Genomic DNA, 22,014 nt, shown 5'->3' with positions numbered 1-22,014 from the left:
TGGTGAGGTTCTGCTTATTCTGGCATCGTTCGGCCACTTCGATGCCAGATTTGTTGGATTTCTCATTTATAGAGGCTATAGTATTAAAACCAAACTTTATTCATTTTCTCCAAAAACTCTTTTGTAATGGGATAACCTGAACTTTCTCCAATAACTGAATCAATTCCACAATGGGGGCATATGGCTGTTTGATCTTGATCAATCCATTCGGTTATAAGAGTAGGGCTGTAAATTTCCAGACAGAAAAAACACCCACATTTCTTATCCTCTACTAATTCATTTTTATGAAGACTGCTGAATTTGTGCGCATTAGCAATATTATCACCCACACTATATCTCCTCTCTAATTTCAAAAAATAAGAGTCCACCTCATTAAGACAAGGTGGACAATCTACTATCTATTTTATCGGTATCCAAATCTCTGAGTAAAGATCTGGACTGGATGGATCTTCATCTGTGTATAATTCAAAATCCGGAGCCCCAGAATGCTCATAGCTATTGGATGGAAACCACTCCGAGAAGATGCGTTTCCATGTGTCTTGCATGGCATGGGGCATCGGTCCATGTACTTCGAAGACTACCCATTTGGAAGCGGGGATCTCCAACCTTTCCAACTCCTCAGGGATGTCACCCTCCATGGCCGCAGCCACCCAATAGTCCATCACTTGCTCAGACTTCATTTCTTCTGTTGTCCCTCCGCATACACCGAGAACTCCTTTGATCGGACCATTATTGAGCTGGAATAACTTATCTGTAAAGCCTTCTTGGTTCACGTCCTGCCAAAATTTAGGTATCTCCATGGACTGTTCATCGTTGGCACAAGAGAATCTCCTCTTTTTTCCCGCAACTGTAAATGCCTCTTTGTTCACTACACTATACTTCATCGGTTCTGCCCCTTCCAATGTCACCTGGATGACCAGGCGGTTATAAGTTTGCAGCTTCCCCTCATGCCTCCGCACTTCGGTTGGAGAAGTGCCGTGTTGCCTGCGGAATGCTTTTGTGAAAGCCTCGGGAGTGTCGTAACCATATTTGTAGGCGATATCAATGATCTTGTGATCCGTTGTTAGTAATTCCTGTGCTGCAAGCGTCAACCTTCTTCTTCTCAAATACTCTGCAACAGAGGTATCTGTCAACAATCCGAAAGCTCGTTGAAAGTGAAAGGTCGAAAAATTGGCCTGTCTTGCGATATCTTCCATCGAAATATTCTCCAACAAATTCTCTTCCATAAATTCGATTGCTCGTTGAATCGATTCCACCAACGCCATATTGGCCTCACTCCTTATGTCTATCCTATCAGTGGAAATAGTTGGTTTCCTGTTCGTTTGTGCTTCGTTTTGGCAGGATTAGGTGAAGCGGATATCTGAGATTTTTCCACATTCCGTATAACCAATTTCTTGATAAATTTTGTTTGCAGAGGGATTCTTTAAATCCGCATATAGCATCGGCGTAAGACCTTCTCTAATTATTAATGAACTTACCTCAGCTACCAGTGCACTTGCATATCCTTTTTTCCTTAAAGAAACTGGTGTGAAAACACCATTTATCCGTCCATGCCTAGGAAAGCGATGCGCGATATTGGCCATAGAGACAATTTCACCTTCTACTCCCCAAACATACACATTTCCTGATTCAATCATTTTTCTAGCACTCTTCTTTTGCGATTCTAGATCAACTACGTCACCAAATGCTTCTTCTATAAACTTCGTCAAAAAGAAAGCAACCTTCTCTAGGTGTTCCATGTTAGCAACCATCGCCTCGCCTGGAGTCATTATATTTTTCTTAACAAAAGGACAATGATAGGCTTCCATTTCCATATAAACATGCCACTGCTTTTGCTTACCTTTTGCATACCCCTTCGCAAAAAGGTCCGCAGTTTGGTTGGAGCCCGTCACTCCCTGTATATCTCGACTTCCTAAGTAATCCACAAAACTTTCAATGAGCTTTTCTTTTTCTCCTTCTTCCATATCATTGGATATCCAGCACCAACCATTATGATTTGGCGTTTGAGCATAGATCATCTTATTGTCTATAGAACTGATGCAGAGCGCATTTTCTGTTTCTATAATTCGATGAATGAGGTTATACATTACTTCATCTTTTAAAAATTCACTATCATTAAGTATTCTGCTGTCCTTGTCAAAAACCGAAAACATCCTTCCATCCCCCTAACTCCTATACCATTGTCATACTTCTCAACCGATCTGCTTCTCTAATATTGTCATGCAGATAGGATTCCGTCTTTGGATGTTTCATAATTTCATCGGTGGTTAGCCAATGAACGGCTTCCACCTCATCGGGACTTTTAGGATAGGGCTCTCCACTCTCCCATTCACAAAGGAAAACAATGTCCACTACTTCCCTGCCATCCGCCAACACAAAGGAGGTATTGCGCACATACATCATCTTTTCATGAACGCGGATGCCCACTTCCTCCATCAATTCCCTTCTCAAGGTCCGCTCCAAAATGTCAGAGGAAGCGCCTTCCTGATCAACCGTTCCACCAACAAAAGAAAGCATTCCTGCTGCATGCTCCTCTTTATGGCTCCGCTCTATCATCAGCCACTTGTCCCCCTTGTAGACAGCACCTTCCACATTAATTAAAAACATCATAATCCCCCTTATTTTCTTGCTTTGATTATTACTGTCGACGGAAATCTGTGAGCCTTATAAAGAGAATAATATCGGTCCGAAATGGGTGCATCCTCTTCTTTGTATCTTTCACCCACTTCACTTTCCACCACATTCTCGATAGTGAAACCCGCTTGAATCAGTTCATTTATGTAGGTTCCTAGTTTTCTAGTGTGGATTGTCATTGGTGCATCTTCCCCTTTGAATTTTTCAAAGGTCTGGAGTCCTTCTTCCTGGTAGGTGCCTTCTAACGTCATGACACCTTTTTCACTTTTAATATATGGGTATAATGGATGGTCCCAACTGAAAAGGAAGCTTCCTCCCTTTTTTAAATAAGAATGGATTAAAGTCAAAGTTGTTCTCAAATCTGTCGTCCATCCCAGTGCATAAATGGAATAAACACAATCAAAATAGTCTTTAGGAAGATTTATATCTTTTTCCATAGGCGCACAGAATAAACGAGGTTCCAATCCTTGAAGTGTTTTTTCAGCAGTTAATTTCTGCTCAGAGGAAAGGTCCACTCCCCATAATTCGGTTGCACCTTTCTCCTCCGCCATGTATTTCAAGGAATGGCCACTTCCATACCCAATATCCAATACTTTTTTATTTTGTAGATCATCCAAAAGCTTCAATTCATCTTCCGTTTGGGAGAATGGGCCGTAACTCGGTAGGGCATCCACCCCATTAAAATAATGTGCGACCTTGTCCCAACTTTTGCGATTACTTTCTACTAGTTGATTCATTTGAATTACCCCTCTATATCTTTAATAAATGCGATTAGCCTGCTTGCTTCCTTGAATCCCATCCCGATGTGAAAATCATAGCTTACATCATTGTGCAAATGAATGTCCGATCCCATCTGCTTGCAGCCCTTTTCTTTAAGCCATTGTTCCCCTACTTTTACTAACTTTGTGGAGTACCCTTTCCTTCTATGCTGCCGCTTTACATATACCCCTTCTAAATAGCCAGTTGGAGAAGATTTTGTACCTTCTACATAATCCACTCTGATGGAGAGGTGGATGAAGGAAACAAACTCAGAACCTAGTCGGTAGAATAACACTTTGTCACGTTTAGAAGCCATGATTTGTTGGAAGGACTCGTGCAGTTCACCCTCGGTGCTTTCCGGCCAGAGGTCTAACGCCATTTCGGTGTAATGTTCTATATGGTTGTTCGAAGCTTCTACTACGCCCGATTCATCTTTACCTTCTGCCGTGTTAAGTTCCAGCTTAGCCAATTGCTCTCCCCATGGAGCTATCTCCGTTTCCACAAAACCGGCATTCTTATATAACTTTTTAGCTTGGTGGTTTTCCGCTTCATAACCAATCATGACTAGAGGGATGGAGGTGGAGTTTCCGATTTTTATGTCTTTCAACACTTCTGTAAGAGCGGCTTTTCCATATCCTTTTCCTTGTGATTTTTCGTCTATCATCAAACGGTAAATCCAGTAATTTCCGTCATCCGGATCAATCCCATACAACGCGAACCCTACCATTTCCTCTTCTGCATAAACCCCCATCGCCTTAAAATCCGGTAAAAATTGCACTTGTGCAATGGAATAGAGGTTTGATGCTACAAAGCTTTTTTGATCCTTTGAAACTTTTAATTGGATGGCTGTATCCCAATTTTCAGCTGTAATCTTACGTAATTTAATTTTTTTCATGATTTTCACCCTCTTTCTTGCTTGCGTATCGTAAGGATAGGTAGATAAATAGAACAAAGGCTGATATTCCTAATACTATATATGGAAGGATATCCGTCCAATGAAAAGGTGCTTCATGGAGGTACTTCGCTTTCACCCATTTCTCTTGCTGCTCCTCTACTGCTATGGCATCAACAGAGTCGATGCCTTTAATGGCGTAATATTTCGTACCCTTCTTATAATAATTGGACGCGTCCCCATAGTAGGCTCCCGTCCTATCATTAGCCATGCGTTTTACCTTACCAATTTTCTTCCCTATGTCTGAAGCAGCCACAACTTCATCAGTGACTTCGTACACCCCACCTTCCCATACAACGAACTTATATGCCCAGCTAAGCGCTTGAGCTGTAGAGGAAGCAATTGTGAAGCAAATTACAAACAATAATAGACCCCTTTTCATCTCACTTCCCCCCATCTTTTTTCCCTACTATTACTTCCACTTCCTGTAGCCTAAAACCTTCTCTTTATTTATTGTTTCCTATTGCATTTTGGAAAATCTTTCTTTTTATTTTACCAAAAGAAAAAGCAGGAGAACTTCTTTTTTAAAAAGAAATTCTCCTGCCCTATAAATGTTTAGATGGCCCATTCTCCATCTGTCATGATCGCTTCCCGCGCACCATCTTCTGTTTCCCCTTCAATGCTCAGCTGTTCTGAACCAATCATGAAGTCCACATGAATCATGCTGGTGTTGATGCCTTTGGCTTCTAGTTCTTCTTTGGTCATATTCGCTCCGCCTTCAATATTGATTGGGTAGGCGGATCCTAGTGCCAAATGGCAAGATGCATTTTCATCAAACAGGGTGTTATAGAAAATCACTTCTTGCTTGGAAACTGGCGAACTGTGTGGGACAAGTGCCACTTCTCCTAAATGAAGCGCACCTTCATCTGTTTCTAAAAGCTTTTTCAACACTTCATATCCTTGCTCTGCAGTAAACTCTACCACTTTACCTTCCTTGAATGTAAGGCTGAAATTATCTACTAGGTTTCCGTTCAGGTTTAAAGGCTTTGTGGATGCCACTACTCCGTTTACTCCGGATTTCACAGGAGCGGTGAACACTTCTTCTGTTGGAAGATTCGGAACGAAATAGGTACCTTGATCATTGTTCATTCCACCGCCCAACCAAACCTGTTCTTTTGGAAGCTCAATGGTCAGCTCCGTTCCAGGAGCTTTGTAATGAAGCTTTTTGTATTTTTTCGAATTCAGCACTTGTAACTTCTCTTGCAAAGTTTTGATATGGTCATTCCATGCTTCAACAGGGTCGTTTTCATTGATGCGTGTCACCTGGAATATGTTCTCCCATAGGCTTGCAACCTGTTCTTTTGGAGATTTGTCAGGGTAAAGCTTAGCTGCCCATTCTTGTGAAGGGACGGAAACAATCGCCCAGCTTACCTTAGCAGTTTGAATGTATTTTCGGTAGTTTTGCATTGCTTTTGCCTGAGCTTTATTAGAAATGGATACCCGCTCAGGATCCACGTCTTTAAGCAGGTCTGGATTGGAAGCAACAATTGACATAAATGCCGCTCCTTCTTCTGCCATCTCTTCCATTCCTTTAACTTTCCACTCGCGGACAGTTTGGAGAGAGTCGGTGGAGGCCGTTTCATATGTAATCTTTGTTAGTTGCTCATCGTTCCATTCAGTATGTACGTATTTGGCCCCTAGCTTGTAAGCAAGTTTTGCGACCTCTCTTACAAATGGTGCTGCGGATATAGGTGCATTGATGACTAGAGGTTGGTTTTCTTGCAGATTGATCCCAACTTTTAACGCAAGTTCTGCATATTTGGTCAATTTTTCTTGTATCACTATGTATTTCCTCCTTTTGGCTGATGAGAATATTGTATCATAGGATGCGGATTGTAGGATTAGGGAGATTTTATATCTTTTCACAAGGAGAGTTTCACTGGTTACTTGAGGATTGTGACTTTTAAAAGGGGGATTGTGACTATTTTTAGAGTCATTATGACTTTTCCAGGGCTCATTGTGACTTTTTCAATCATTATTGTGACTTTTTCACTTTCAGCTTACCGCACCAAACAAAAAAGGCCAACTCCCCCTAATAAGGTAAGTTGGCTCCACAATAATGCTTACACATTAAACTTCTCTTTCACAAATGCTACCACTTCTTCTGCCGTGCTCATGCTAAGGATCTCTTCACGGTAGGAAGCAGCTTCCTCCTTGGAGATGCCACGCAATTGGCTTCTTGCAGGCAGGATGGATGTCGCGCTCATGCTGAACTCGTCCAGCCCTAGCCCAAGAAGGATTGGGATTGCGATTGGATCGCCAGCCATTTCTCCACACATGCCAGCCCATTTGCCGTTTTTGTGTGCAGCCTGGATGACATTATCCACTAGGCGCAAGATTGCAGGGTTGTATGGTTGATACAAGTAAGATACCTGCTCGTTCATACGGTCCGCTGCCATTGTATATTGGATTAAGTCATTGGTTCCGATGCTGAAAAAGTCTACTTCTTTGGCGAAAATATCAGCCATGACAGCTGTTGATGGAATTTCCACCATGATACCGATCTCGATATTCTCGTTTACAGTCGTACCGTTCTTCACAAGCGCTTCTTTTTCTTCTAAAAGAATGGCTTTTGCTTGGCGGAACTCGTCCAATGTTGCAATCATCGGGAACATGATTTTCAGGTTTCCGTAAGAGCTAGCACGCAACAAAGCACGAAGCTGTGTACGGAAAATATCTTGTTCTTCTAGGCAAAGGCGAATCGCACGGAAGCCTAGGAATGGGTTCATTTCTTTTGGAAGGTTCAGATAAGGAAGCTCCTTATCTCCGCCGATGTCCAATGTGCGGACAACAACCGGTTTTCCTTCCATGCTTTCAAGAACCTCTTTATAGGCTTTGTATTGCTCGTCCTCTGTCGGAAGTTCTGTTCTGCCCATGTATAAGAATTCAGTACGGTAAAGACCGACACCTTCTCCGCCATTGGCAAGAACGCCTTTCACATCTTTCGGAGTACCGATGTTGGCAGCAAGTTCGACTTCTTGCCCGTCAGAAGAAAGACTCTTCTCATTAACAAGCTTAGCCCACTCTTTTTTCTGCTCTTCATGCTTCTCTTGTTTTTCTTTGTAAGTAGCAATTTCTTCTTCTGTCGGATCGACGATTACCACACCATCCAACCCATCAACAATGACCATCGTGTCATTTTGAATGGTTTCCATGACGTTCTTTGTTCCAACTACTGCTGGAATTTCCATGGAACGTGCCATGATCGCGGAGTGGGACGTACGTCCACCGATATCAGTCGTAAATGCTTTTACATATTGACGGTTAAGCTGTGCAGTGTCAGAAGGAGTCAAGTCTTCTGCGATGATGATCACTTCTTCCGAAATAAGTGCCGGATTAGATACAGCTACACCCAATAGGTGGGCAAGTACACGTTTAGTAACGTCGCGGATATCGGCTGCACGTTCCTTCATGTACTCGTTATCCATCTGCTCAAACATGTTGATGAACATACCTGCTGTTTCATCTAGCGCAAACTCAGCGTTTACACTGTCATTTGAAATTTTATCTTTAATTGGATTTAAAAGTTCCGGATCACTTAATACAAGTAAATGGGCAGAGAAGATTTCCGCTTTGTCTGCTCCAAGCTCCTTGTTTGCGTGGTCCTTGATTTTTTCCAATTCACTTTTAGAGATTTCTACAGCTTTTTCAAATCTTTCCACTTCCGCTTGGGCATTGTCGATCGTCTTTTTTTCCACCGATAGCTCTGGGTTTTCCAGACGATATGCTTTCGCAATGGCAATCCCGCTAGAAGCAGGTATTCCCTGGATCGTGTTTGACATTATTCCCCTAACCCTTCTGATTTCAAAGTTTCTTCGATTGCAGAAATTGCCTCGCTCTCATCAGAGCCTTCTGCAACAATTTTGATTTCCGCGCCTTGAGGGATTCCTAAAGACATAACACCCATGATGGATTTCAGGTTTACAGATTTACCGTTATACTCAAGGTTAACGTCCGCATCAAATTTACCTGCAGTTTGTACCAATTGAGTAGCCGGACGTGCGTGAATTCCTGAATCTGCTGTTACTTTGAATGTTTTTTCTGCCATTTGTAATCAAACTCCTTTGGGATATGTGTATTTTTAGATAGTACTTAATGTACTTGGTTTTTTACACTGTTTCAACCGATAGGTATACAGAGCAAAAAACCTGATCAGAAACTATTCAACTAAAAGAACCTTGTTTCCCTTATTCCTATACCCTGTAGCTTTCACCAGTAATCGTGATGAATATGTAGGAAAGAATATAGAAAAAGGCATGAGAGAGGGGCTTGTCTCTATAAAAGGGTACACTTGTCCCCTTAGTATGGATCAAAACCTCTTCACTCATGCCTGATCGTATCAGTAACACGTAAAGTTCTTATCTATGTTGAAAGCATTTGCATGAACATTTAGTTGAACGCTTCTTAACTGTCCGTTGAGATTGTAGCATAAAAAACAAAAGCTTGGCAATACTTTTGACTCATACTCCATTCTTTTTCTTCTTAAAAAGCATCATGATTGCATAAGGGATCACCCCGAAGAGCTGAAACGCAATTGGAGAACGCTCTTGCTTTTTAAGTTCTCTTTGCTCCCGCTTTACTTCTTTTGGCTGATCCATGTAGGTTACAAGCTGCTGTGTCACATATTTCACGTAATCATTCGTCTTCAATTCAATCCACCACCAAAAAATTTCTTATATCTTTAGTGTGGACTGTTATTCCATGTTTTAATCGCGTTATGTACGGCTTCTGTTGCATCTTTCAAGGTCAGCCCGGTTGTATTCACCGTGATGTGTGCTTGATTATATAGAGGTAAACGTGTGGTAAAAAGTTCTATGACCTCTTCTTTTTTTTTCTGTTTTACAAGCGGTCTGGTTGTATCATTTTCCAACCGCTCCCAAATCACTTCCGGGTCTGCGTATAGAAATATCATACAGCCATTTTCTTTCATCCAATCAATGTTTTCCTGAACTGTCACTATCCCCCCACCAGTTGTCACCAGTGTATTTCTCACAGCTAGTTCTTGTAGGGTCTTTGTTTCCTGCTTTCGAAAATAACCCTCTCCATATTGTTCGAAAATATCTTTTACTTCTAACTTCATGTTCTGTTCAATCAGTGTATCTGTATCGACGACAGGAAGACCTAGTTTGGTTGCCAACGCCTGTCCGATTGTCGTTTTCCCCACTCCCATAAATCCTGTAAGATAGATGCTCTTCACTTCACTTGCCTCTCTTTCTTATTGGATGCTTATTTATATTATAGGGGAAAACTAGCCCTCTCTCCACCTCTTCCTACTTAAAACAGTGCCTCCCGATAAAGGAGACACTGCCAAAAAGTCTTCCGTTTAGTTATCAGGCATGACCCAGATAACTTCTGCAGTCCGAATAAAAAAGCTTGAATCTCCAGCAACTAATACAACATGATCTGGTTTAACATCCTTCAGGTTACCTCTTATTGATCCCCGTGTCGTCTCAATGACCACTTCGGTTCCGATGATACTTCTTAAGGTATGATACACATAGGGTTCTATCACCATATATTGAATAGGCATCCCATTGTCCGCTTGATTCATTAGGTATTACCTCCTTTGTTACACGGTACATTTATATGAATAGGACAACGGGATGGTGAGTTATGAGATGAAATTAATTGCTTCATACCAACCCAGCACCTTCTTTTCTTCTATATCGTATAGAATGGTTGCTTTGTACTCCCTTCCAATACTGGTTGTGCAGACGATGATAATCTCCCACTCCTCAGCAAGTACTTTTACAGTAACCGTAGCCTCTCCCCCTGGTAATACAATAGACGAGGCAATATCCTCCCTTTCCTCTTCCAACTGCTGCTCCACTATGTCCCATGCGTATTTCATCATGATTTCCAATACAAACTGTTGATCAGATTCGTGATAAAACATTCTTTCTAGCCGGTAGTTTTCCACCTGATGGAGCAAGAAGGAGGAGAAAATGACACTCATGACCAGCGTGACAGGAAAGATATATCCGTTATCCCGTCTATTCCTCACCCCAGCTATTACGGATTGCCCCAACTTTGAATTCATGGATCATTCCGTCCCTTCCCTTCACCCAGAATATGGCTCCATTTTTCTCTTCTTTAAAAGAAATACTTTCTACTCCATGTAGGAGTAATTCGTGTCCTGATCCATTGACCCGCCGCCTGACATTTTTCTGAAAGTATTCATAGGTGACCCTTTGATCAGCTTGATTGATGATGACCATTGTATTCCCCTCCACCGACACTCTCTTCGCAGTACGAACTTCCCTTGTAGTCTGCTGAATAAATACCTCGAGCTCCAAAGGATGAATACCCTCCCCCTTTTCTGTCAAAAGAGAAAGGTTTTTAAGTAGAAGCGGGAAAAACGCTGTAAGAATAAGGATCACCGAAAAACTAACCAAAACTTCCAATAGTGTAAACCCTTCATTTTTACGGAAGGTGTACATACGCACACCTCTCCACCTCTAATGATCTATAATTTGTATAGGAAACACACAACATCGGGGGAACGGTATCTTCCACCAATGTGAGAGCATATGAGGTTCCGTTTTTATTTACCGTATTTTCTTCAAATAATATTGCCCCTGTGCGTATACGTTCCAGCTCCAGCGTCAAAATGAACCTAGCTTGTTGATCGAGGATAAACCCCTTCCGTTCCTGATTCATTCGCACTAGGCCTGGAAGCAGAACAGAGGCGATTACCATCCAAACCACGAGAGCAGCTAAGACCTCCACTAATGTAAATCCTTTAGAGTTTTTCCACATAGAAACGCCCTTTTCCTAAAGTGAAAACGTATTGATAATTTTCCGTTCCGTCAACAAAGATTCCGATGGCGCCAGCCTTATTGATGCTTCCATTGCCATTGTAAGTCAACCTCTCCCCCATAGTACGTGTATCTATCCTAATATCACGGTGATACTCCCTATAAACCAGTTCACGGATTGGGAAGGTTCCTTGACGGATACGGTAATAGTTATTTTTGGGGGTGAAAATGATATTAACGTTTGTTTTCGTGCTTATTGCATATTGCTGGGCGAACAAGAGATCATTGCTTAATTGCTCACTAAATTGTTCTCCCACTTTATTTTTGTTGGTAACATTTAGATTTAGGATGGTCACAGAAAGAAGGATAGAAACGAGAGAAAGAACCAGCATGGATTCCATGAGGGAGTAGCCTTTTGAATCCAAGTATCTATTAACCGCCATTGGCTACGGCCTTGTTATTGACAATAGTAATGGTATTTCCGTTCGGACAGTTTAATGTGTGCTCCTCATCAAAACGGTCTTCAAGATATTCTGGAGAGTTCAAATCATCGATGGAATTCGGCTGGCTGCCTGTATCCAGTCGATATGCCTGAATTTGGGCATCCACCATGCTGAGCAGGGCCTCACATCCCTTGTCCCCGATGATGCTTGAATTCTTCGTCACGTTCGGAATCATAATTAAAAGCAGCACGGTAATGACTAACATGACCAAAAGCATTTCCACCAATGTAAAGCCACGTTCATCATTTAATAGTTTTCTCATCTATAACCCTCCTAATAATTGAAACATCGGAATGAAAATACATAGATATAACACAAACAAAAAGAAACCGATCCCTAAAAATAGTACAGGCTGAATTCTACCCAGTAGCCTTTCACTTTTTTCCTGCATTTTCACTAACAGCAGCTTGCTGTACTGCTCAAGCTCCTGCCCTAACTTCCCATTCTTTTGCCCATGCACGATAACGACATCCAAGCCCTTCACAAATACTTTCTCGCTTTCCACCAACTTCTCCAATTTCTCCCCTTCGACCAAACGGTTACGAAATTCTTTCGCTTTCGAATGGAAAAAAGAATGGTAGGGTTGTTGCTCGAATACAGCTACGGCCTCATTGATAGTTAAACCACTTAAAAGCAAGCTGCTTAATTGTTGAGTGAAATAATGGGAATAGTGAAGGGAGAGAAATGTTTTGACAAGAGGAAACTTCATCAGCAAATCCACCTTTTGAGATGGATTCAATCTTTTTTCATAAAGTTTATAGAATAGATAAACTGTAAAGGAACCGAGAACACACCCCATCAGCACAATGGGAATTTGAACTACAAGAAAGAAAAAAACGGAGATAACTGGACTTAAAGATATGTTCATCTGGGAAAACAGTAGGTGAAACTGTGGCAGAAGGACCATTTGTACAAAGACAAGCATGATAACCACCAAAAATAGAAGCAGGATCGGATACCTGAGTATGGAGAAAATCTTATCGCGGTAATACCTCTTTCGTTCAAGCAGTGCTCCCCCTGAGCAAAAAGCCTGCGCAAGATTTCCATGCTTCTGGGAAAAGAACAACAAAGATAGAATATCCTGATTGAAACCTAACCCTCCCAGGACTTGATGAACACTGTACCCTTTTTTCAGTTCCGCAATGGCATCCAGCAAGCTTCTTTTCTTTTCCGCTTCGAAGTGGATACTCATCAACTCCAACGCTTCCAATAATGAATAGCCATTGGTATAGAGGTCCCCCATCCGTTTAAGGAAATCTTCTTGAGCTTTAAGCGGCCAGCCGCTATTGCCCCTTGCCATCATTCACCCACCTTTCATATTCCTTTTGGTGAATGAAGCCCAAGGCTATTCCCTTTTTAATCACTTCCTTCAAAGTCGGATAGCTCAATTCCACCTTTTCCCCTTTACACTCCCCCATCACCTTGGACAGTTCCCTCCCATACAGAAGTTCATATACACTGGCCAAACGATGATGCCTGTATTTCCTGCAAAAAGATGTACATTCCCCCTTGCAATATGGACATTTCAACTCGACCAGCCTTTGTGCCGAAATAGCGATCAAAGTCTGTTCTAACTCCTGTTGACTGACTCCAAACTCCAACAGTCGATGTACCGCTCCTTTTGCATCTCGCGTATGCAAAGTGCTTAACACCAGATGTCCCGTTAACGCTGCCCTTATAGCAATTTTCGCGGTTTCTTCATCCCGGATTTCCCCGACCATGATGATGTCTGGATCATGTCTGAGAATAGCCTTTAAACCTGCCGCGTACGTTATCCCTGCCTTTTCATTTACCTGCACCTGCAGAACATGCCTGCTTCTACGCTCTACCGGATCCTCAAGCGTAATAATATTCCTTTGCAACAATCCCTTTGATTCTTCCAGGATGGAATACAAAGTGGTGGTTTTGCCTGAGCCGGTTGGTCCGGTGAACAGGACAAGGCCATGTGAATGCTTCATTAAGGAAAATAACTTCCTTGTGGAGTTCGGGAATAAGGAAAGACGTTTTAAAGGGAAGTGGCTGTCATCATGCGGCAGGATCCTGATGACAAGGCTTTCTTGGTTAACAGTGGGCAAGGTTGAAAGTCGTAGATTGATGTGTTTGGAGTCAATGTAAAGGTTTAAGGCGCCATTTTGTGGCTTTCTTGTTTCTCCTATATCCATTTCGGCTTGGAATTTAAGGTGGGATAGCATCCGTTCATAGATTTGTAGAGGGAGTTCTTCCTGGTCATAGAGGTAGTGGTCCAGACGGAAAAGTACTTTGGCGGACATTTCATGTGGTTTGATGTGAATATCTGATACACGTAAGCCTATAGCTTGGCGAACAATCTCTTCACACTTTTTTTCAATATTCATTTGTCACCTCATTTTGTGTTGGTTTGTTTGTTGGATGGGAGAGGGTGAGCTTGGTCTCTTGAGGAAAAGAAAAATGGTTGGATAGGGGGACAGATCTTAACATGTAAGTCTAAGAGCTTTATACCTGCAGGTTATACATTTCCATGGACTCCTTTTCAAAGATTTCCTGCTCTTATCATTTTCTACATAGTTTGACAGATTCCTGCAAGGTTTTTTATTTTTTTTGAAATCAGGCAAAAAAATGCCCGCTTCTTCCATACTTACTTAAAAAAAATGAGACCAAACCTTTCATCTGAAAGATTTAATCCCCTTTAAATATTCTTCCACTAATTTTCCGATCTCTTGGATAGCCTTTTTGCCACTAGCATTAACAAGCAAGTCATCGACAAGTACCGCGATCGTCAGTTTCTTCCCCCCCAAGGTGAAAACTCCGCAATCATGCTCTACACCTGGCAGCTCCCCAGTTTTGTTAGCAATCTTCATCGCTTCAAGATCCATATGAAATGGAAGTTTATCCAGGAGCTGTTGACCACCAAGGATACGCAGCATCATTTGTCTGCTCACATCCGAAAACACAGCCCTTTCGGAATCTTCCATATGCAAAAGCTTTAAACACGCTACCATATCCTGTGCACTTGTCTTGTTATCGAATCCGGAAGTAGCCGCTTTGAAATCCATCATCTTCCGCTCAAGACTTGTCATTTCCACCCCCTGCTCTGTACAGAATTTGCCCACAGCACTCATTCCGACGATGTCGATGACCTTATTGGTCGCGGTATTATCCGATACCACAATCATCAGCGTCAACAAGTCCCTTAAGGTAAAACTTGTTCCACCGTCTAAGAATTGACTGACTCCCGCTCCACCGACTCGATCTTCTTTGTCGATGAAATACCTGTCATTTAGGTTCAAACGACCTGCTTCTACTTGTTTAAATGCCGCCATCATAATGGGAATCTTTATAAGACTTGCCGCCTTTTTTTGAGTATTTGCATCAATCTGCAGCTGCCGGCCACACTCATCTTCCATCATAAAACTAACGTGTCCGGCAGTGGAATCCACCACTGCCTGAACACGTTCCTTCCATTCTAGCAAGCTTGCATCAGTTCCCATCATGCGCACTTGCCACCATTTCCCTTACTTTATCTGGCCCGACAATTTTTTCATTATATAAATGACATGCCACATAATGCCTATCTTCCACTTCCTGCCATTCTGGAACTGATTGGCTGCAAGCTTCCATCGCATGCGGACAACGGGTACGGAAGACACAGCCGCTTGGTGGGTTGATTGGGCTTGGTATCTCCCCTTGGACAATCTGTCTTTCCCTTCTGTCTTCCACATCCGGGTCAGGTATTGGGATGGCGGATAGCAAGGCTTGTGTATAAGGGTGTAATGGCTTTTTATAGAGCGCCTTGCTTTCGGTCAATTCCATCATCTTCCCTAGGTACATGACCCCTATTCGATCACTGATATGTTTGACCATGGATAGATCGTGGGCAATAAACAGATAGGTCAAGCCTTTTTCTTTCTGGAGTCGTTTCATTAAGTTCACTACTTGCGCCTGTACGGATACATCCAATGCAGAAATCGGTTCATCTGCAATAATGAAGTCCGGATCCAATGCAAGTGCACGGGCAATGCCGATACGCTGCCTTTGTCCACCGCTGAATTCATGCGGATAACGGTTCGCATGCTCACGGTTCAGGCCCACATCTTCCAATAGTTGATAGACACGTTCCGTACGTTCTTTACTATTTTTATAGATTCCATGCACTTCCATCGGTTCGGAAATGATCTCTTTTACCGTGGAGCGCGGATTTAAAGAAGCATATGGATCTTGAAAGATCATCTGCATGTTTCGGTGGAAAGCAAATTTCTCTTTCTCGGTAAGAGTATGAACATCTTTTCCGTTAAAGTTTACTTCCCCTGCCGTTTTGCCATATAATCCGATTATTGTCCTACCAGTAGTGGATTTCCCGCAACCTGACTCACCAACAAGACCAAAGGTTTCTCCCTGATAAATATCAAATGAGACGTTGTCTACTGCTTTTAAGGTTTGATTTTTCCCCAGAAAAAAATACTTTTGCAAGTTTTTCACTTGTAGTAGTTTCTTTTGCATGATTATTCCCCGTCCTTTTGCCAGTACCTTCTTGCTGCACATAATTCTTTTTCATAGATGGTATTTTCCATTGGAAGAATTTCAATATCCCGACCTGTTTTTGGTGAGTGTAAAAGTTTGCCCTCTCCGTGATAGATTCCGACATGATGAATCTTGCCTTTGCCCTCTTCATAGGCAAAAAACAGAAGGTCACCAGGTTCCAATGCGTCAAGTTCCACTCTTACTCCCTCTTTAGCCTGGTCATGGGCATCACGGGGGATGATATAGCCACTAGCTTTGCACATCGTGTAACTGAAGCCTGAGCAATCCATTCCATATCCACTCATGCCCCCCCACAAGTATGGAAGACCAATGAATCTTTCACCCGTTCGGACGATATCTGCACCTGAACCCCTTGGAATGGAAGCAAGCCCCTCATAAACAGAAGTATCATCCGTTCTTAGTAGTCCAACACTTCCATCAGGAAGTTGTACCTTCACCTTTTCTTCCCCTTTATCCACTACAGGCAAAATAGTCTGGAAGCTAAGCTCCAGTAACTCCTTATCCTCCGTTGAGAATAAAGTGGTGAGGTTGTTTGTCACCACTGCAACCGGACTATCTGCAAGCTTCCAGTCCGTTACTTCTGTAATCTGACACTTCGGCACCCAGCCAGGATATCCCCTATCATCCTTCGATGAGCCTTGCGTCAATGCAATAATATGATAATAATTTTCCTGTTCCTCAAGAACGAGAACCTCTTGCCCGTATAGCAGTTGAGATTGGATGAGGTTTGCATCACAGAGCTCTAACCTTGTCTCAAAATTCAGCGAATCCAACCAACTACTGATATCAGTAGGATTCGATATAGCTTTTTCGTCCAGCTTTCTTGCTGAATCATAAGAGGTCCAAATGGTGGCTACCGGTACATTTATGACAAATTTACTCAATGCTGACTCCTCCTTTGACATTCACATCACTAATTCCTAAACCATAAGTAGCCGGGAAACGGATCGTCCGACCGTTATAAATGATACCGCCCGTAACGATATCTTCCGCTAACATAAGGGGGGCATCAAAATCAAATCGTGTGATATTGCTCTTACTTGCAGCAAAATGGGCGGCAGCCGTAATGCCAAGTCTGGTTTCAATCATGCTTCCAACCATGCACTCTACTCCAAATGCCTCTGCAATACTATTGATTTTCTCCGCCTGGAAAATCCCTCCTGATTTCATCAATTTGATATTGATCAGGTCAGCACTCCGCGTTTTAAGTACCTGTAGTGCCTGTTCTGGTGTAAAGACACTTTCATCCGCCATGATTGGTGTTTCCACTGCATCGGTTACTTGTTTCAACCCCTCCACATCATGGGCAATGACAGGTTGCTCGACAAGCTCGATATTCAATCCCAGATCTTCCATTTTGCGAATGCCGCGAATTGCTTCTTTAGCCGTCCAGCCCTGGTTGGCATCGAGACGAATTTCTATTGTATCTCCTACACGCCTTCTGATTTCTCTTATTCTAGCAATATCTGTCTCCATATCGTCTTTTCCTACTTTAACTTTGAGAACACGGAAACCTCTTTCCATATAAAGCAATGCATCCTCCCCCATCTCCTTCGGGGAATTGACGCTGACGGTGAAGTCTGTTTCAAGCTCGCTCTTGGAACCTCCCAAATATTGATATAGAGGCAGCCTGCTATGTTGGGCCAAGCAATCATAGATGGCCATGTCGACCGCAGCCTTTGCACTTGAATTACGAACAAGTGATTTATGTAGTTTTTGCAGTAATGGTTCATAGTTCAGGAGATTTGCGTTTAATAGGGTTGGTTTCAATATTTGTTGAATGGCATATTCTACACTATCAAGGCTATCCCCTGTGATGACATGTGTAGGTGGTGCCTCTCCCCATCCAACCAGACCATTATCACAGGTGATCTTCACTACCACAGCTTCCGCTACATACACGGTACGCAATGCTGTTTTAAATGGTTTGGACAGAGGTACTTCGGTTCGAAAAGTTTCAATTTGCTGGATGTTCATGTTCCTGCCCCTTTCATTCCACTCCTGGTTGGATGGTTAATGTCTTGTTGTATGTGTTCAATTCCGCTTTTGAGCCGTGTGGGATGGCGATATTCGGAGAGCAGTGTCCAAATTGAAAGCCGCCCATCGTCGGTTTGCCTGCATCTTTCACGTGTTGAGAGATGACCTCCTCAAGCGTCAAGGATGCTTTTCCCTCATCTGGCACACAATTATGGAAGTCCCCAATAATAATACCTTCCGCGTCGGCGAATTTGCCCGCCATTTTCAGCTGGTTTAGCATTCTGTCTACTTTGTATGGCTGTTCATCAATATCTTCAAAAAAGAAGATTTTTCCCTTTGTATCCAATTCAAACTCTGTTCCAAGCGAACTGACCAACAGTGTCAGATTTCCCCCGACAAGTTCCCCGCTTGCCACTCCCTCGTTCATCACTTCTAGAGAAGACAATTCTTCTGTATAAACCATTTCAGTTGGGTCAAACAACTGCTGAAAATAAGCTTTTGATAGAGGGTGTATGCTATCAAGCCCTATATCTGAGCTCAGCATCGGACCGTGGAAGGAAGTCAAACCAGCTTTTTGATAAAATGCCTGATGTAAAAATGTGATATCACTATATCCCCAAAAGATCTTTGGGTTATTTTTTATAATGTCATAATTTATGTTGGAAGCAATCCTTGCCGTTCCAAATCCACCGCAAGCACAGAAAATGGCTTTTACCTCTTCATCCTGAAACATCGCATGCAGATCGTCCAGTTTTTCTTCGTCTTTGGATGCAAGGTAGCCGTATGGAGCATCCACATATTTACCCATCTTTACTTTCAAACCCAGTTCCTCTTCCAAAAAAGGGAGTGCCCGTTTCAACTTCTCCTGTTTCGGTGGACTTGCAGGTGCGATGACACCAACCGTGTCTCCTTTTTTCAAACGCAGCGGCTTCATTTTCGCCACTCCTCTCCTTTATTAATTTCCGTCAAACTATGTATATGTAAGGTGATGCTTGATTCAGTATGTATCCAATTTCAATGAAAAGGGTGTTCAGTGAACACCCTTTTCCTGTTAAAACTTATACCCTATTATTCTTTGTCCGCCCATTTAAGCTCGATGTATCCTACAGGATGGCGAACGATTCCTTTAACCGCTTCGTTTTGAAGATATACATGGTTGTAGAAATACAACGGTATGATCGGCATTTCTTCAAATAATACCTTCTCTGCTTCATACATGTGCTCAAATCGTTTTGCTTCATCTGCTTCGTTAAGAGCATTTTGAATCAGTTCATCATACTTGGCATTTGTCCAGCCCGTACGGTTCATGGAATGACCAGTTTGGAAATTCTCCAAGAAGTTGATTGGATCTGCATAGTCAGCCAAGAAAGAGCTACGGGAGAATTGGAATTCAAGGTTTCTTTGCGCATCAAGGAATACATTCCATTCCATGTTTGCAAGTTTGACATCCACTCCCAAATTGTCTTTGAACATTTGTTGAAGTGTTTCCGCAATACGCTTATGCTCATCACTTGTGTTATAAGTCAATGTTACTTCAGGTAATGTTTCATACCCTTCTTCTTCCATTCCTTTTTCAAGTAATGCTTTTGCTTCTTCTGCATTAAACGTTAAAAGATCTCCGTTAGTTTCGCGAAAGTCATTTCCGGATGGATCGGTGAATCCTGTGGAGACAAATCCTTTAGCAGGCTCTTCATCTCTTTTTGTAATATAGTCGACGATATCCTGTTGGTTGACAGCCATCGCGAACGCTTTACGAATATTGGCATTTTGGAAAGGCTCCTGCTCCACACCGAAACGGAAGAAATATGTTCCTGCTTGCTCCCCTACATTCACTTTACCTTCTTGGAATAGCTGCTCACTTACATCAGCAGGAACTCCTGAAGTATCCAAGTCTCCAGTTTGGTACATTTGGTATTCTGTATTAGAATCATTCACCATAGCCCAGTGAACTTTATCAAGCTTTACAGCTTCTGCATCCCAATATTGATCGTTTTTAGCCATAACAAAATGGCTTTCATGCTCCCACTCGGCAAGGTTGAATGGACCATTTCCTACAAAAGAATCCGCTTCTGTAAACCACTCTGGATTTTCTGTAGCTACCTTCTCATTGATCGGGAAGAAGGCTGGATTTGTGATGACACTTAAGAAATATGTTTGTGGAGCTACAAGTGTAACTTCCAAAGTTTTTTCATCCACTGCCTTTACTTTCACATCGTCTGCAGATCCTTCGCCGTTGTTATACGCTTCTCCACCTTCAATGAAGTAACCAAGGAATGCAGCAGGAGATGCTGTATCAGGGTTCAAAAGACGTTTCCAAGCGAATTCAAAATCTGCCGCTGTCACGTCGTCTCCATTAGACCATTTTGCATTGTCACGGATATAGAATGTGTAAGTTTTCCCGTCTTCGGATACATCCCATTTTTCCGCAGTAGCTTCTTGTGGCAGGTGCTCGTCATTTAAGCGAGTCAGTCCCTCCATCAAGTTGTTTAAAGCATTCCAAGAATAAGAGTCAAATCCGATTGGCGGATCCAATGAGGTTGGTTCAGATCCGTTATTCAGACGCAGAACCTTCTCTCCCGATGCGCTTTCGTTGTTGTTTGAGCCTTCGCTCGTGTCGGTGCCTGCGTTGTTGCTTGCGGTACAGGCTGCAAGTACGAATACCAGCATGGCCGCCATTAGTAATGACATTACCTTTTTCATGTGTTACTCCCCCTTTTTCATACTTAAATGTGTAAGACGCCGCTGTTGATTTCCGCACCGGGCTTCGCTTTCCTAGGGGCGCTGCTGGAGCCTCCTCGGCTACGCCTGCGGGGTCTCCACCTAGCGCTATCTCCCTCAGGAGTCTTCGCCCTGTGCTCCAATCAACAGCTAGGAAATTCTATTTCACTATAAGTCTTACCTTATAGTAGAAATCACAGTTCTTACGGGCTTAGGCGCTCTTGGGTCCTGAAGCCAACAATCCACATGATGTTCCTCAGACAAAGTTGTCTTCATCGGATATACGCGCTCACAAACCTCCATTGCATACTCGCATCTTGCAGCAAATGCACAGCCTACCGGTGGTGAAAACAAATCTGGCGGCGACCCGACAATAGGTACCAGTTCTTCATCTTCCAAATCAAGACGAGGAACAGAGTTTAATAGACCTTTCGTATATGGATGCTCCCCCCTATAGAAGATCTCTCTCCTATTCCCGGATTCGACTATCTTCCCTGCATACATGACAGCCACACGGTCTGCCACTTGTGCCACCACCCCGAGGTCATGGGTGATTATGATGATGGAAACGCCTGTCTTTTTTTGAATATCCTTAAAAAGGTTTAAAATCTGCGCTTGGATTGTCACATCGAGTGCTGTTGTCGGTTCGTCTGCTATCAATACTTCCGGCTGGCAGACAAGGGCCATCGCAATGACGATTCGCTGCCTCATTCCTCCACTGAACTGGTGAGGATATTGCTTCAGGCGTTCTGTTGGACTTGGTATCCCAACAAGATTAAGCATGTCCACTGCCTGTTTCTTCGCTTCTGCTTTGGATACCTTTTTATGCTGGATGATCCCTTCCATGATCTGATCTCCAACTGTCAACGTCGGATTCAACGCTGTCATAGGATCTTGGAAAATCATGGAGATATCTGCGCCCCTGATTTTTCTCATCTCCGGTTCGGACACTTTTGTGAGGTCCTTGCCTTTAAAAAGGACCGAACCTTGAGTAATGCGTCCTGGGGGCTCAGGGATCAAACGCATGATACTTTGGGATGTCACACTTTTCCCACAGCCTGACTCTCCTACGATCGCAAGTGTCTCTCCTTTATGGAGGTCGAAACTAACACCTCGAACCGCTTTCACTTCTCCCCCGTAGGTTGTAAAGGAAACATGTAAGTCTTTAACTTGCAGTACTTTTTCCATGATGTCA

General features: G+C 42.8%; 26 protein-coding genes and 2 pseudogenes. All 28 read right to left on the bottom strand.

Annotated features, from left to right (window positions below):
• Window positions 1–83: 83 nt before the first annotated feature.
• Complete coding sequence (locus tag EKQ44_RS13870) at window positions 84–329, bottom strand: cytoplasmic protein (RefSeq protein ID WP_237664144.1); 246 nt, start codon at window positions 327–329, stop codon at window positions 84–86.
• Between the two features lie 69 nt (window positions 330–398).
• Window positions 399–1,265: an AraC family transcriptional regulator gene (locus EKQ44_RS13865; protein ID WP_237664143.1), complete on the bottom strand. Its 867-nt coding sequence runs from the start codon at window positions 1,263–1,265 to the stop codon at window positions 399–401.
• A 78-nt stretch (window positions 1,266–1,343) separates the two neighbouring features.
• On the bottom strand, window positions 1,344–2,153 hold the full coding sequence (locus tag EKQ44_RS13860) for a GNAT family N-acetyltransferase (RefSeq protein WP_237664142.1): 810 nt from the start codon (window positions 2,151–2,153) through the stop codon (window positions 1,344–1,346).
• 19 nt (window positions 2,154–2,172) lie between these two features.
• Window positions 2,173–2,607 carry an NUDIX hydrolase gene (locus EKQ44_RS13855; protein ID WP_237664338.1) on the bottom strand — a complete coding sequence of 145 codons (435 nt, stop codon included), beginning with the start codon at window positions 2,605–2,607 and terminating at the stop codon, window positions 2,173–2,175.
• 11 nt (window positions 2,608–2,618) lie between these two features.
• Complete coding sequence (locus tag EKQ44_RS13850; protein WP_237664141.1) at window positions 2,619–3,371, bottom strand: class I SAM-dependent methyltransferase; 753 nt, start codon at window positions 3,369–3,371, stop codon at window positions 2,619–2,621.
• Window positions 3,372–3,376: 5 nt separating this feature from the next.
• Window positions 3,377–3,784: pseudogene (gene aac(6'), locus EKQ44_RS13845) on the bottom strand (aminoglycoside 6'-N-acetyltransferase); the annotation flags it as partial.
• A gap of 60 nt (window positions 3,785–3,844) precedes the next feature.
• A pseudogene (locus EKQ44_RS13840) lies at window positions 3,845–4,288 on the bottom strand (GNAT family N-acetyltransferase); the annotation flags it as partial.
• Window positions 4,275–4,727, bottom strand: coding sequence for a hypothetical protein (locus EKQ44_RS13835; RefSeq protein ID WP_237664140.1), 453 nt, complete (start codon window positions 4,725–4,727; stop codon window positions 4,275–4,277). The gene EKQ44_RS13835 and the pseudogene EKQ44_RS13840, both read right to left, overlap by 14 nt.
• Window positions 4,728–4,900: 173 nt before the next feature.
• Window positions 4,901–6,130 (bottom strand): aminopeptidase, encoded by a 1,230-nt coding sequence (locus tag EKQ44_RS13830; RefSeq protein WP_414491323.1) that lies wholly within the window; start codon window positions 6,128–6,130, stop codon window positions 4,901–4,903.
• 278 nt (window positions 6,131–6,408) lie between these two features.
• Complete coding sequence (gene ptsP / locus EKQ44_RS13825) at window positions 6,409–8,127, bottom strand: phosphoenolpyruvate--protein phosphotransferase (RefSeq protein WP_237664138.1); 1,719 nt, start codon at window positions 8,125–8,127, stop codon at window positions 6,409–6,411.
• On the bottom strand, window positions 8,127–8,393 hold the full coding sequence (locus tag EKQ44_RS13820; RefSeq protein WP_010194663.1) for a phosphocarrier protein HPr: 267 nt from the start codon (window positions 8,391–8,393) through the stop codon (window positions 8,127–8,129). Before EKQ44_RS13820 ends, ptsP begins: the two co-directional genes overlap by 1 nt.
• Before the next feature lie 412 nt (window positions 8,394–8,805).
• Entirely contained in the window at window positions 8,806–8,994 is a 189-nt protein-coding gene (locus EKQ44_RS13815; protein ID WP_237664137.1) for a YqzE family protein, read from the bottom strand.
• A 32-nt stretch (window positions 8,995–9,026) separates the two neighbouring features.
• Window positions 9,027–9,542, bottom strand: a complete 516-nt coding sequence (locus EKQ44_RS13810) for a shikimate kinase (RefSeq protein ID WP_237664136.1) — start codon at window positions 9,540–9,542, stop codon at window positions 9,027–9,029.
• 126 nt (window positions 9,543–9,668) lie between these two features.
• On the bottom strand, window positions 9,669–9,896 hold the full coding sequence (locus EKQ44_RS13805) for a YuzF family protein (protein WP_237664135.1): 228 nt from the start codon (window positions 9,894–9,896) through the stop codon (window positions 9,669–9,671).
• Window positions 9,897–9,956: 60 nt separating this feature from the next.
• Complete coding sequence (comGG, locus tag EKQ44_RS13800; RefSeq protein ID WP_237664134.1) at window positions 9,957–10,385, bottom strand: competence type IV pilus minor pilin ComGG; 429 nt, start codon at window positions 10,383–10,385, stop codon at window positions 9,957–9,959.
• The gene (gene comGF, locus EKQ44_RS13795; protein ID WP_237664336.1) at window positions 10,339–10,785 is read right to left on the bottom strand and encodes a competence type IV pilus minor pilin ComGF; all 447 of its coding nucleotides are present in this window, start codon (window positions 10,783–10,785) and stop codon (window positions 10,339–10,341) included. The genes comGG and comGF overlap by 47 nt, the downstream gene beginning before the upstream one ends.
• Complete coding sequence (locus tag EKQ44_RS13790) at window positions 10,769–11,104, bottom strand: type II secretion system protein (RefSeq protein WP_237664133.1); 336 nt, start codon at window positions 11,102–11,104, stop codon at window positions 10,769–10,771. Before EKQ44_RS13790 ends, comGF begins: the two co-directional genes overlap by 17 nt.
• Window positions 11,088–11,546, bottom strand: coding sequence for a competence type IV pilus minor pilin ComGD (gene comGD, locus EKQ44_RS13785; RefSeq protein ID WP_237664132.1), 459 nt, complete (start codon window positions 11,544–11,546; stop codon window positions 11,088–11,090). The genes EKQ44_RS13790 and comGD overlap by 17 nt, the downstream gene beginning before the upstream one ends.
• The gene (comGC, locus tag EKQ44_RS13780; protein ID WP_237664131.1) at window positions 11,536–11,868 is read right to left on the bottom strand and encodes a competence type IV pilus major pilin ComGC; all 333 of its coding nucleotides are present in this window, start codon (window positions 11,866–11,868) and stop codon (window positions 11,536–11,538) included. The genes comGD and comGC overlap by 11 nt, the downstream gene beginning before the upstream one ends.
• Window positions 11,869–12,909: a competence type IV pilus assembly protein ComGB gene (gene comGB, locus EKQ44_RS13775; protein ID WP_237664130.1), complete on the bottom strand. Its 1,041-nt coding sequence runs from the start codon at window positions 12,907–12,909 to the stop codon at window positions 11,869–11,871. It lies immediately after the preceding gene.
• Window positions 12,890–13,960 carry a competence type IV pilus ATPase ComGA gene (comGA, locus tag EKQ44_RS13770; protein WP_237664129.1) on the bottom strand — a complete coding sequence of 357 codons (1,071 nt, stop codon included), beginning with the start codon at window positions 13,958–13,960 and terminating at the stop codon, window positions 12,890–12,892. Before comGA ends, comGB begins: the two co-directional genes overlap by 20 nt.
• Window positions 13,961–14,248: 288 nt before the next feature.
• Window positions 14,249–15,076 carry a serine hydrolase gene (locus EKQ44_RS13765; protein ID WP_237664128.1) on the bottom strand — a complete coding sequence of 276 codons (828 nt, stop codon included), beginning with the start codon at window positions 15,074–15,076 and terminating at the stop codon, window positions 14,249–14,251.
• Window positions 15,063–16,082, bottom strand: a complete 1,020-nt coding sequence (locus tag EKQ44_RS13760) for an ABC transporter ATP-binding protein (protein WP_237664127.1) — start codon at window positions 16,080–16,082, stop codon at window positions 15,063–15,065. The genes EKQ44_RS13765 and EKQ44_RS13760 overlap by 14 nt, the downstream gene beginning before the upstream one ends.
• Window positions 16,083–16,084: 2 nt before the next feature.
• Window positions 16,085–17,008: a C40 family peptidase gene (locus tag EKQ44_RS13755; protein WP_237664126.1), complete on the bottom strand. Its 924-nt coding sequence runs from the start codon at window positions 17,006–17,008 to the stop codon at window positions 16,085–16,087.
• On the bottom strand, window positions 17,001–18,101 hold the full coding sequence (locus EKQ44_RS13750) for a dipeptide epimerase (protein WP_237664125.1): 1,101 nt from the start codon (window positions 18,099–18,101) through the stop codon (window positions 17,001–17,003). Before EKQ44_RS13750 ends, EKQ44_RS13755 begins: the two co-directional genes overlap by 8 nt.
• A 13-nt stretch (window positions 18,102–18,114) precedes the next feature.
• Window positions 18,115–19,035: a S66 peptidase family protein gene (locus EKQ44_RS13745; protein ID WP_237664124.1), complete on the bottom strand. Its 921-nt coding sequence runs from the start codon at window positions 19,033–19,035 to the stop codon at window positions 18,115–18,117.
• A 134-nt stretch (window positions 19,036–19,169) separates the two neighbouring features.
• Window positions 19,170–20,801 carry a peptide ABC transporter substrate-binding protein gene (locus EKQ44_RS13740; protein ID WP_237664123.1) on the bottom strand — a complete coding sequence of 544 codons (1,632 nt, stop codon included), beginning with the start codon at window positions 20,799–20,801 and terminating at the stop codon, window positions 19,170–19,172.
• A gap of 195 nt (window positions 20,802–20,996) precedes the next feature.
• Window positions 20,997–22,007 (bottom strand): ABC transporter ATP-binding protein, encoded by a 1,011-nt coding sequence (locus EKQ44_RS13735; RefSeq protein WP_237664122.1) that lies wholly within the window; start codon window positions 22,005–22,007, stop codon window positions 20,997–20,999.
• Window positions 22,008–22,014 lie beyond the last annotated feature (7 nt).

It is taken from the genome of Sutcliffiella horikoshii (genome assembly GCF_021991925.1).
Taxonomy (GTDB): Bacteria; Bacillota; Bacilli; order Bacillales; family Bacillaceae_I; genus Sutcliffiella_A; species Sutcliffiella_A horikoshii_F.
This window is presented reverse-complemented; position numbering and strand designations above follow the sequence as displayed.